Origin of the sequence: Pseudomonas mandelii (genome assembly GCF_006438925.1) — a bacterium.
GTDB lineage: Bacteria > Pseudomonadota > Gammaproteobacteria > Pseudomonadales > Pseudomonadaceae > Aquipseudomonas > Aquipseudomonas mandelii_C.
This window is the reverse complement of record NZ_RCZA01000001.1, coordinates 61427-73043: the sequence shown is the minus strand read 5'-3', so window position 1 is coordinate 73043 and position 11617 is coordinate 61427. Positions and strand designations below refer to the sequence as shown.

Below are 11617 nucleotides of genomic sequence, written 5' to 3'. Positions count from 1 at the left end.
TCAGGCAAGTTCGATCCAGTGCTGAGCACGGGCGACCTCCATGAATTGCTCGATGTCGTCACCGAGCTCGGGTACGCCGGGGAACTGCGCGTCCAGTTGGGCGATGATCGCCGCGACATCACGCTCGCCGTCGATCAAACCGCCGATCAGTGCGGCGCTTTCGTTGAGTTTGATCATGCCTTCCGGGTACAGCAGCACATGACCTTTCTGCGCCGGCTCGTACTGGTAGCGGTAGCCGGTACGCCAGCTCGGGGTCTTGCTGCGATCAAAACTCATAAGGTGATTCCTTTATGCCAGACCCGTTGCTCGGTCACGCTGTGATACGGCGGGCGTTTCAGTTCGTAGGCCATGCTCATGGCATCGAGCATGCTCCAAAGAATGTCCAGTTTGAACTGGAGAATTTCCAGCATGCGCTCTTGGCCGGCCCGCGTCGTGTAGTGCTGCAAAGTGATCGCCAAGCCGTGTTCCACGTCGCGACGTGCCTGGCCCAGGCGGGTGCGGAAGTACTCGTAACCAGCCGGGTCGATCCACGGGTAATGCTGCGGCCAGCTGTCCAGGCGCGACTGGTGGATCTGCGGCGCAAACAGTTCGGTCAGCGAACTGCTGGCGGCTTCCTGCCAACTGGCACGGCGGGCGAAGTTGACGTAGGCGTCGACGGCAAAACGTACGCCAGGCAGTACCAACTCCTGCGAGCGCAGCTGATCCGGGTCGAGGCCGACGGCCTGGCCCAGACGCAGCCAGGCTTCGATGCCGCCGTCTTCGCCGGGGGCACCGTCATGGTCAAGCAGGCGCTGAATCCACTCACGACGAATCTCGCGGTCCGGGCAGTTGGCGAGGATTGCGGCGTCCTTGAGCGGGATGTTCACCTGATAGTAGAAGCGGTTGGCGACCCAGCCCTGGATCTGCTCGCGCGTTGCCCGGCCTTCATACATCGCCACGTGATACGGGTGATAGATGTGGTAGTAGGCGCCCTTGGCGCGCAGGGCTGCTTCGAACTCGGCGGGGGACATTGCGGTGTCAGTCATTTCGGTTCTCCGGGTACGACCGGTGGATTCTTTGGTGTCAGGACCAGCCTCATCGCCGGCAAGCCGGTCTCGCTCCCACAGTTGATCGCATTCCCCTGTGGGAGCCAGCCTGCTGGCGATAGGCCGCGCAGCGGTCTCGATTTCCTACAGCACAATACTCATGCCGTCATACGCCACTTCAACATCGCGCCGAACCAGCTCGGCACGCTCTGGCGAATCCTCATCAAGAATCGGGTTGGTATTGTTGATGTGGATAAGTACTTTGCGCTGGTTGGGCAGCTGTTCCAGCACTTCCAGCATGCCGCCGGGGCCGTTCTGTGCCAGGTGACCCATTTCACGACCGGTGCGGGTGCCGACGCCACGGCGCTGCATTTCGTCGTCATCCCACATCGTGCCGTCCACCAGCAGGCAATCGCTGCCGGCCATGATCTCCAGCAGCGGTGCGTCGACTTTGCCCAGGCCCGGTGCGTAGAACAGTTTGCCACCGGTGTTGAGGTCTTCAACGATCAGGCCGATGTTGTCGCCCGGGTGCGGGTCGAAGCGGTGCGGCGAGTACGGCGGGGCGGCGCTGCGCAGCGGCAGGGGGGTGAAGCGCAGGCTCGGGCAGGCCGCAATGGTGAAACTACGGTCGAGCTCGATCTGGTTCCAGGTCAGCCCGCCGTTCCAGTGGGTCAGCATGGTGAACAGCGGGAAACCGGTGCTCAGGTCTTCGTGGACCATGTCGGTGCACCAGACCTCGTGCGGGCAACCTTCGCGCAGGCTGAGCAGGCCGGTGGTGTGGTCGATCTGGCTGTCCATCAGGATGATCGCGTTGATGCCGGTATCGCGCAGGGCGCGGCCCGGTTGCATCGGGGCGAAGCTCTGGAGTTGGGCGCGGATGTCCGGCGATGCGTTGCACAGCACCCAGTTCACGCCGTTATCGGAAATCGCGATGGACGACTGGGTCCGCGCTTTGGCGTTCAGGCTGCCATCGCGAAAGCCGGCGCAGTTCACGCAGTTGCAGTTCCACTGGGGGAAACCACCGCCGGCGGCGGAACCTAGAATCTGGACAAACATGGCCGCTCCATCATTTTGAAAACTGAAAATAAAAACGCCTCGGCGAGCCGAGGCGTTGCACTGCGCTACAAAAAGATTAGCGGCTTGCGAAGTACATGGTGACTTCAAAGCCGATACGCAGGTCGGTGTAAGCAGGTTTGGACCAGGACATAAAAGCGCTCCTTCAGGTGATGGGACAGTTGAGACCTATACATATAGTCCACCTCCAGCCGGAGATGTTCAGATAGTTAGGTGGCTATGTTACTCAAAATTACAGGGCGATTGGCCGGGAATCTTTGAGAAAGCTAATTGCAGCACCGGTAATGATCATTTTGCCGCTTGCCAAGGCGAGCCCGGGCACAGACCGCTGGCCAGGCAGCGCCAACCGCCTTCGGCCTGACTCAGTCGTTGTGCCGCGGCCAGTAACGTTTCGCGGTCGATCTTCAGAATTGCCTGAGGCAGTTGAGTCAGATATTCCGACGAGCGGCCGGCCAGTTTGCCCTGCCAGAGCAGTTCGGCGGCCTGCGCATTGGGTAGCGCCGCGCTATTGAATTGATCGGCCAGGGCCTGGCGTTGGTCAATGAAGGACTGGTCATTGATGGCGTCGATCATCCCGGCCAATCCGTTCAGGAAGTGTTCGATGTGTTCCAGCAGATCCAGAGGGGCGACGCTGGGCGATTGCACGCCGAACAGCAGCCCGGTCTGCCCATGGATCTGCCGCAGGGCGCTGAACACCGCATAACCGAGCTGCAGTTCTACCCGCAGGCGTTGGTAAAACGGCGTCTGGCAGACGTGAGCCAGCAAGCGCCAGGCGGCTTCGTCAGCGATGTTTGCAGTTGCGGTCGGACAGAAGAGCAGCAGCGCGTGTTCGCTGGACCCGGTATCGACCGCGCTCCACAGATGCTGCGCGTTTATCGGGGAGGGCGGCGTCAGTTGATTGTCCGCAGTGCCGGGCACACGACTCAAGGCAAGGCCCATCGCCGCTTGTGTCTGGGCGGACAGCCCGGTCGCCAGACCATCCCAGCGTGCGCCCAACCAAAGCTGCATCAAATCGTCCGAGTCAGCGGTGCGCTCAAGGCAGTGATCAGGCAGCGCTTTAAGCAACTGTCGAATCGGCATCAACGCAACGCTCGGCGGTTCTTCTTGCGAGAAGCCCGCATCAGGTGTTGTCAGTTCTTTCAGCGCATGTTCGAGGACGGTCGGCATCGGCTCCTGTAGCCCGGTCACTTTCAGCAGCCATTCATTGCGCGATGCGCTGAAGGAAAAATCGACACCTGCCTGACGAGCGTCTTCACGCAACGGCTGAAGGCGGTTTTCCAGGCTCGTCTGAACGTTGCTGCGAGGTGCCGAGTCCAGACGCCAGCGCAGGTAAACGGCACCTTCGGTACTGCTATCCGGCAATGCCTGACTGAACTGCATGGGCGAACGTTCACGACGACCGCGTGAGCGATCCTGGGCAAAGGTCCGCAGGCCTCGGTGTTTGCTGGTCTGGCCGCGGATCAGTCCGGCACTTGGGGCCGGAGCCTCTGCGCGCAGAAACGGATTAGGTGTTGGTAGTTGCCATTGGCCGGTGAAGTTATCCACAGCGCCGATTTGTTTCAGGACGTCCTTGAGGGCAGCAATGCCCGATTCGGATAACCCGGTTTCACGCTGTGCGCTGTCCAGTCGGGCCAGTTGCAGGGCTCCGCTGACTTGCTGTTGGCGTTGCAGCAGGGCGGCGTATTCGTCGCGCAACCCGGTCCAGGGTTGCTGTGAGGCAAAGAATCCAAGCCAATCCAGTAGCCGCTCGCGGATCCCGGCGGGCGTCGCCTTGGCGGGCAACGTGAACTCGATGTGCAACAAAGCCTGGCCGGCGAATTGATACAGTGGCGCAGCTTTCAGGCTGTCAGCCAGTCCGTGCTCGCGCAATTGCGCCAGTAGACCTCCGGGTTTCGCGGCGTTCAGCCAATGACACAGGAACGCCAGCGCCTCGGGCGATGAATCGGGCAATGCGTCGACGGCAAACAACAGATCCAGTCGACGCGCTCCAGCCTGTTGATAACTTTTGTCCGAAGAATCCATCAGTGATGTAGGCGCCTGTTGCGGGACCTTTTCCCCTACGGGAATCGCAGCGCTAAAGCGCTGAGCCATCGCCCTCAACTCATCGAGACTTTGCGGCCCCGTCAGGCTCAAGGTCATCTGCCCGGTCTGATAAAACCGCTGATAAAAATCCTGCAAGGCTTGCTGAAATTCAGGATGCGGCACCGGCAGGCTGTAGCGGTTGCCGGCATGAAACGCCCGTAGTGGATGCGCCGCTGAAAGGCCGTCGAACAGCGCAAATTGCTGTTGAGCGGCCGTATCCCGCGACCAGGCGACAAATTCTGCGTGCAGCACTTCCCGTTCCCGCCGCTGATCGTCTGGATTCATACGCGGATGAGCGAGCATGTCCGACAGGCGCTCCAGTCCCCCGGCAAACGACTGCGGCGGTAATTCGAAAAAGTAGTCGGTGGTGCGTTCGCTGGTCCGCGCATTCACCTGACCGCCATGACCCTGGACGTAGGCCATCAGGCCTTGGCTTGCGGGAAAGCGCTCTGTACCGAGAAACAGCAGGTGTTCGAGAAAATGCGCCAGCCCGGGCCAGGCCAGCGACACGTCATGGCTGCCGGCAGCGACCCGCAACGCCGCAGCACTGCGCTTCAAATCGCGCACATGGCGCAACGTCACCCGCAGACCGTTGGCCAGGGTTTCAGTGTGAAGGTGGGGGTGATTCAGCGCAGGCATGAGCACTTCCAGAGCAGAGAAGTGCCAATGCTAGCGGATAACGGTTGATCAGCGCTTGTTAAGCTCGCTGTAAAGCTCGGGGCGGCGATCGAGGAAGTAGCGATTGGCGGCGCGGGATTCGACCATCAACTGACGATCCAGCTCGCCGACAATCAGTGCTTCATCGAGGCCGGCCTGGGCGATGCGGCTGCCATCCGGCGCGGCAATGCTGCTCTGGCCGCAATACTGGATCTCGCCTTCGTTACCGCAATAGTTGGCGTAAGCCACATAGCACTGGTTTTCGAAGGCCCGGGCGCGGACGGTGACGTCGGCGATGAAGTCGTAGGGAATCATGTTCGCCGTGGGCACCAGAATCAGCTCGGCGCCGGCCAGGGCCAGGCGTCGGGCGTTTTCCGGAAATTCCAGGTCGTAGCAGATCAGGAAGCCGAGCTTCCAGCCATTGAGTTCAACCAGCGGAAACTCATCCGGCCCGGCGCTGAACATCGAGTGATCGAGGTCGCCGAACAGGTGAGTCTTGCGGTAGTTGCACAACCGCTCGCCATTGGCGTCAATCAACTGCACGGCGTTGTAAATCTGCCCGTCCTCGGTGCGCTCGGGATAGCCATACAAAATGGCGATCCCGGCCGTCTTGGCGATGCGCGCGATTTGCTGCGCCGATTCACCGTTGTGCACTTCCGCCAGCACGCTGACGGCATCGATGCCGATGTTGTAACCGGTCAAAAACATCTCCGGCAGCACCAGCAAATCCGCGCCCTTGGCCTCCAGCGCCAATTGATGCAGACGTTGCAGATTACCCGCGACATCCAGGGGCAGCGGTGGACATTGGTAAAGGGCTACGCGCATTTCGGATTCCTCTTACTCGGGCAGGGCGATCGGACCGATCTCGTTGAACACATCTCCTGGACCCGGGTTCTCGGCGTGAGTTTCACCGCCGAAGTGTTTCATGATGCCCCACACCGCATTGAGCGAGGTCTGCACCGCGCCTTCGACCCAGGCAGGCGTCCATGAAACATCGTCACCAGCGATGAAAATCCCGCGCTGCTCGGCCGGCATGTCAGCCTGCATGAAGTGCGCGTACATACGCTGGTTGTAGCGATAGTGGCCGGGCAGGGCGCCTTTGAAAGCCCCGAGGAAATGCGGGTCGGCTTCCCAGGACACGGTGATCGGATCGCCGATGATCCGCGCAGCGATGTCGACTTTCGGGTAGATCTTCTTCAATGCATCCAGCGCCAGCTTCACGCGCTTTTCCACTGGGTGCGGGAGCATTTTCAGCGCGTCGCTCATCCACGAGTACGACAGGCAAATCACGCCCGGCTTGTCGTCGCCGTTGTCGAACAGGTAGGTGCCGCGAGTCAGGCGATCGGTGAGGGTCATGCTCATCAGATCGCGGCCGGTTTCTGGATCCTTGTCCTTCCAGAATGGTCGGTCGACCATCACGAAGGTTTTCGACGATTGCATGTAGCGGGTGCGGTCGAGGGCCATCCACATCTTTTGCGAGAACAGGGTTTCGTCGCATTCGATCTGGGTGGTCAGCAGCCAGCTCTGGCACGTGGTCAGAACAGCGGCGTATTCGCGGGTGTCGCCGTAGTTGTCGGTGACCGTAAAACGGCCGTTTGCTGCGTGGGCGATTTTCTTCACGCCGGAGCGTGGAGCGCCCCTGTGCAACGAACTGAGGCTGGTGCCCTCGGGCCAGTGCACGCAGCGCTCCGGCACATGACGCCAAATGCCCAGCGGCACTTGTTCAACGCCGCCGACCACCAAGTGCTGGTGATCGTCGCAGTTGGTCATGACCACGCGGAAGATTTCCAACATCGAATTCGGGAAGTCCGAGTCCCAGCCGCCGGTACCGAAACCGACCTGACCAAACACTTCGCGGTGATGGAACGAGAGCTTGGCGAAGGCTTTGGAAGTGGCAACGAAGTCGTAGAAGGTGCGGTCGTCCCACAGCGGAACGAGGGTGTTCCAAAGCTCTTTGAGGCGCGGCACATCACGGTCGCGGATCGCTTGCTGGATGTCAGAGAACTGCGAACCGGCTTCCAGCGCGTCGGCCCAGGCGTCGGCGACTTCCTGGAACAGCGCAGGAAGATCCGCCAGCTTCTGTGCGTAATGGGTCTGACCTTCGAGGTCGATCACCGTGCTGCCCGAGGCAGGTGTCAGCGGGTTCGGGAAAGGTTTGGTTTCAAGGCCGAGCTTGTCGACGTAGTGATAAAACGCGGTGGACGACACCGGGAAACGCATGCCGCCGAGCTCGGCGATGATGCCTTCGGCGCCATTGAACGCCTGCGAGCGCAGACGACCGCCCATTTTCGAGGCTTCGTAGACGACGGGTTTTAGGCCCAGTTTCATCAATTCATACGCAGCCACCAGGCCTGCGATGCCGGCACCGACGATCGCAACCTCAGCGCCTTGGTTGTGCGCAGGAATGCTGCCCAGGCCGGCCGGGTGCTCGATCCAGTCGTCGAAGGCGAAGGGAAAGTCCGGACCGAAAATGGTGACTGGTTTTTTACCGTCTGCAGGATGGCGATTGTTCTTGTTCATGGCTGACCTTGCTGGCGACCGGACGCGGAGTGCGCGTCTGAGTATAGGAAAAGATGGCAGCCATTCTAGTGAGCGTAGAACACGTTAATAAGACGCAATGTGTCGTCGTTTTGCTAATTGTTTGATCAGAATGACGATAGATTGCTACACACCGTCAATGTGGGAGCCGAGCTTGCTCGCGATGAGGCCCTCCCAGACACCAAAGAACTATCGGCAAACACTCAAACCGGCTGCCCCCGATCAATCTTGCTACTCAAGATGATCGATGTAGTCGTCTTCTCCACCCCATCCACGCTGCCAATTTGATCGAGCAACTGATCCAGCTGCTCAGGTGAGTCGGTGCGCAACCAGGCCACGTAATCAAATTCGCCACTGACCGCACACAACTGCTGCACCTGAGCCATCGCGCTGAGACGTCGCAATACTTCCTTGCCCGAGCGCGGTTGCACCGTGATCCCGACGTACGCCTGCAAGCCACCATCAACGACACGTTGACCCAAACGCACGCCGTAACCGGTGATCACTTTGGCCTTTTCCAGTCGAGCCAATCGCGAAGTGACGGTGGTGCGAGCGATGCCCAGTTGGCGTGCGAGCATGGCTACGCTCTCGCGGGCATTGATCTGCAGGGCTGCAATCAATTGGCGGTCGATTTCGTCAAGAACGGGTGAGCGAGTGTCAGGCAAAGGTCGTCTCCAGCGGTATAGATCAATGGGTTGGCATGTTACAGGCACATCTCGCATCGCGGATGGTTGATCTAGTCTCGGTACCGTTCATAGCGTTTTCTACATATCGGGTTCTTCTTTGGCTTGAGCAAGGCTTGATCGACAGAATGGACACCGACAGTCAGTCGTAATCGAATGCGAAATCGAGGGATGCGAGGCAATGGAAATGACAAACAAGATGCCTCCCGCAATGCGGGACCATGCATTGCAGATTGCACATCACGAAATGGGGCACTACGTCGTGGCCCGCGCCTTGGGTTTTGCAACAGGCGGCGTGAGTCTGACAGTGACCATGGACTTGAGGCATCAAGGGGGAGCTTCCATCACCTTGGCGCGGTCCATTTCTTCGATGGACGCGATGAAGGCGTATTTGGAAGCCCGGATGGTGGTGCTCTTGGCTGGCGCTATGGGGCAGACATTGGCTTCAAAACAATCGCCCAAAAAAACCGTCGATAAGTCGAAAGCGGCAGCCATCCTGAAAGGAGCGCTGGGGGCGGAACAGGATTACGCAAAAATAAGGGAGTTACGGCACTTGCTACGCAACATCGCCTACCCCGATACGGATCCCGCGTCGTCGGACGGCATAACGGCTGAGCTTAAAGTGATAACTGATCGTGTGTGGGGGCGGACTCAAAAAATCGTAGAGGAATTGGCCGATACGATTTCCGAATTAGCGGGGGCGCTGGTCGACGGCATGGTCATCGTGGAGCAGTGGGGTAGGGCGGCGGATACGTATGAGGTCGTGTTGACGGGTGAAATGCTTGAACGCCTGCGGGCCGTGCAGGCCATTCCGGCGTTAACTGTTGCTTCTGCAAGTTGAGGGCGATCAGCAGCGCCCCCAGCATCAGGGACCCTGGCCGCGTCACCGTGGCCCAAATCAGTGGTGTACGCGCGACTTCAGCGATCCGCACGCACGCCAAAGATTGCCGCCATTAACAGCACTGGGTGGATGTGATGGAGGTGGTTCGCAATCAGTGCGATTTGTTCCGGTTGCAGCAGCGCTTCATGACTAACGAATTAGCGTAAACGCATCATACAGTCACTATTGTTCGTCATAATGACCAATAATTCGTCAAATAAATGCACTTTGCGTCTTATCGTCGCACTCGCTTGCTTCTAGACTCCTCTCCCCGTGAGCTCTGCCTCCTTGTTCACCAGGAGCGCGAGCTGTTGGGTGTTACTTCTTCCAAAGTGACATACGAGCTCCATAACAGTACTCATGTGTCACAAGCGCTCATGTTGGTCTTTAGGAATAAAAACAATGAAAAAAACATTTCTGACCCTTTCCGCATTGGCTCTCTGCATGGCTGCCGGCTCCGCGCTGGCCAAGGAATACAAGGAGTTGCGCTTCGGCGTCGATCCGTCCTACGCGCCGTTCGAGTCCAAAGCGGCCGATGGCAGCCTGGTGGGCTTCGATATCGACCTGGGTAACGCGATTTGCGCTGAGCTGAAGGTCAAGTGCAAGTGGGTCGAAAGCGATTTCGACGGCATGATTCCCGGCCTCAAGGCCAACAAGTTCGACGGCGTGATCTCTTCCATGACCGCCACACCAGCCCGCGAAAAAGTCATCGACTTCTCCAGCGAGTTGTTCTCTGGCCCAACCGGGCTGGTATTCAAAAAAGGCGCCGCCATCGACGCCGATCCGGCCACGCTAAAGGGCAAGAAAGTCGGCTACGAGCAAGGCACCATCCAGGAAGCCTACGCCAAGGCCGTGCTGGACAAGGCCGGAGTAGAGACACAGGCCTACGCCAATCAGGACCAGGTTTACGCGGACCTGATCTCCGGTCGCCTCGATGCTTCGATCCAGGACATGCTGCAAGCCGAACTGGGCTTCCTGAAGTCGCCACAAGGTGCCAACTTTGAAGTCAGCAAGCCGGTCAAGAGCGAGCTGCTTCCATCGAAAACGGCGGTGGGCATCACCAAGGGCAACACTGAACTCAAGGCCCTTCTGGACAAAGGTATCAAGGCTCTGCACGACAATGGCACCTATGCCGCCGTCCAGCAGAAGCATTTCGCTGACCTGAACCTTTACAGCGGCAAGTAACGACCCTGCGCCCATCCCCGGATGGGCGCTTTCTTGATTGCCAAAGGGCTGCTCAATGTTCGAATACCTATTGCAGATTCTGGGGCTTTCCGGCTTCAGCCTTAAGGGCTTTGGCCCGCTGTTGCTGCAAGGCTCCTGGATGACTGTCAAATTATCCTTTCTGTCGCTGCTGGTGAGCGTGGTCCTCGGCCTGATCGGCGCCAGTGCCAAGCTTTCCAAGTCAGCTATGCTGCGCGTCCCGGCGCAGGCCTACACCACGCTGATCCGTGGCGTGCCGGACCTGGTGTTGATGCTGCTGATTTTCTACAGCCTGCAAACCTGGCTGACCAACCTGACCGAAGCGCTGGGCTGGGACTATATCGAGATCAACCCGTTCAGTGCCGGGGTCATTACACTGGGCTTCATCTACGGTGCGTATTTCACCGAGACCTTTCGCGGCGCGATCCTCGCCGTACCCCGCGGGCAGATGGAGGCGGCTACCGCCTACGGGCTGACACGCGCCCAGCGCTTTCGCTTCGTGGTGTTCCCGCAAATGATGCGCTTCGCCCTGCCAGGCATCGGCAATAACTGGATGGTGATCCTCAAGGCCACCGCGTTGGTCTCGATCATCGGTCTGGCCGATCTGGTCAAGGTGGCCCAGGATGCGGGCAAAAGCTCCTATCAGTTGTTCTTCTTCCTAGTGCTGGCCGCCTTGATCTATCTGGTGATTACCACCGCTTCGAATTACGTCTTGCGCCGGCTGGATGTCTTCTACGCAGCAGGCACCCGGGAGGCCGTACGATGATCGAACTACTGCAGGAATACTGGCGACCCTTCCTTTACCAGGACGGCAGTCACATCACCGGGTTGGCCATGACCCTCTGGTTGCTCAGTGCCTCGATTTTCTTCGGCTTCGTGATGTCGGTGCCGTTGTCGATTGCCCGGGTGTCGTCCAACGTCTGGGTGCGCTGGCCGGTGCAGTTCTACACCTATCTGTTTCGCGGTACGCCGCTGTATATCCAGCTGTTGATTTGCTACACCGGCATCTACAGCTTCGCTGCGGTACGCGCCCAGCCGGTACTTGATGCGTTCTTCCGCGACGCCTTGAACTGCACCATTCTGGCCTTTGCCCTGAACACCTGCGCCTACACTACGGAAATCTTCGCCGGGGCGATCCGCAGCATGAACCACGGCGAAGTCGAGGCAGCCAAGGCCTATGGCCTGCGCGGCTGGAAGCTCTATGCCTACATCATCATGCCATCGGCCCTGCGCCGCTCGTTGCCGTACTACAGCAACGAAGTGATCCTGATGCTGCACTCGACCACTGTGGCTTTTACCGCCACCGTGCCGGACATTCTCAAGGTCGCCAGAGACGCCAACTCGGCAACCTTCCTGACATTCCAGTCGTTCGGTATCGCCGCAATCATCTACCTGGCAGTCACTTTCTCTCTGGTCGGTTTGTTCCGCCTGGCCGAACGCCGCTGGCTATCTTTCCTTGGCCCGGCTCACTAATT

At 59.2% G+C, this 11617-nt stretch carries 12 protein-coding genes; 4 read left to right on the top strand and 8 right to left on the bottom strand.

The window, feature by feature from the left end; translation table 11 throughout:
- From pqqD to EAH74_RS00305, 8 genes are all read right to left on the bottom strand, one after another.
- The gene (gene pqqD, locus EAH74_RS00340) at window positions 1-276 is read right to left on the bottom strand and encodes a pyrroloquinoline quinone biosynthesis peptide chaperone PqqD (protein WP_140674672.1); all 276 of its coding nucleotides are present in this window, start codon (window positions 274-276) and stop codon (window positions 1-3) included.
- Window positions 273-1025, bottom strand: coding sequence for a pyrroloquinoline-quinone synthase PqqC (gene pqqC, locus EAH74_RS00335; RefSeq protein ID WP_140674669.1), 753 nt, complete (start codon window positions 1023-1025; stop codon window positions 273-275). Before pqqC ends, pqqD begins: the two co-directional genes overlap by 4 nt.
- Before the next feature lie 144 nt (window positions 1026-1169).
- On the bottom strand, window positions 1170-2081 hold the full coding sequence (gene pqqB / locus EAH74_RS00330; RefSeq protein ID WP_140674666.1) for a pyrroloquinoline quinone biosynthesis protein PqqB: 912 nt from the start codon (window positions 2079-2081) through the stop codon (window positions 1170-1172).
- A 76-nt stretch (window positions 2082-2157) separates the two neighbouring features.
- Window positions 2158-2232, bottom strand: a complete 75-nt coding sequence (gene pqqA / locus EAH74_RS00325; RefSeq protein WP_009045898.1) for a pyrroloquinoline quinone precursor peptide PqqA — start codon at window positions 2230-2232, stop codon at window positions 2158-2160.
- Between the two features lie 155 nt (window positions 2233-2387).
- Entirely contained in the window at window positions 2388-4820 is a 2433-nt protein-coding gene (gene pqqF / locus EAH74_RS00320; RefSeq protein WP_140674663.1) for a pyrroloquinoline quinone biosynthesis protein PqqF, read from the bottom strand.
- 48 nt (window positions 4821-4868) lie between these two features.
- Window positions 4869-5663 (bottom strand): carbon-nitrogen hydrolase family protein, encoded by a 795-nt coding sequence (locus EAH74_RS00315; RefSeq protein WP_123368651.1) that lies wholly within the window; start codon window positions 5661-5663, stop codon window positions 4869-4871.
- Between the two features lie 12 nt (window positions 5664-5675).
- Entirely contained in the window at window positions 5676-7358 is a 1683-nt protein-coding gene (locus EAH74_RS00310; protein ID WP_140674660.1) for a flavin monoamine oxidase family protein, read from the bottom strand.
- Between the two features lie 221 nt (window positions 7359-7579).
- On the bottom strand, window positions 7580-8041 hold the full coding sequence (locus EAH74_RS00305; protein WP_110965191.1) for an Lrp/AsnC family transcriptional regulator: 462 nt from the start codon (window positions 8039-8041) through the stop codon (window positions 7580-7582).
- 205 nt (window positions 8042-8246) lie between these two features.
- Here EAH74_RS00305 and EAH74_RS00300 point away from each other — a divergent pair, with 205 nt between their 5' ends.
- The 4 genes from EAH74_RS00300 to EAH74_RS00285 all read left to right on the top strand — a co-directional run bounded on the left by EAH74_RS00300 (window position 8247) and on the right by EAH74_RS00285 (window position 11615).
- Window positions 8247-8900, top strand: a complete 654-nt coding sequence (locus EAH74_RS00300) for a peptidase M41 (RefSeq protein WP_140676129.1) — start codon at window positions 8247-8249, stop codon at window positions 8898-8900.
- 441 nt (window positions 8901-9341) lie between these two features.
- Window positions 9342-10124 (top strand): transporter substrate-binding domain-containing protein, encoded by a 783-nt coding sequence (locus EAH74_RS00295; RefSeq protein ID WP_140674657.1) that lies wholly within the window; start codon window positions 9342-9344, stop codon window positions 10122-10124.
- A 55-nt stretch (window positions 10125-10179) separates the two neighbouring features.
- The gene (locus tag EAH74_RS00290) at window positions 10180-10908 is read left to right on the top strand and encodes an ABC transporter permease (protein WP_140674654.1); all 729 of its coding nucleotides are present in this window, start codon (window positions 10180-10182) and stop codon (window positions 10906-10908) included.
- On the top strand, window positions 10905-11615 hold the full coding sequence (locus EAH74_RS00285) for an ABC transporter permease (RefSeq protein ID WP_140674651.1): 711 nt from the start codon (window positions 10905-10907) through the stop codon (window positions 11613-11615). Before EAH74_RS00290 ends, EAH74_RS00285 begins: the two co-directional genes overlap by 4 nt.
- The last annotated feature ends 2 nt before the right edge of the window (window positions 11616-11617 follow it).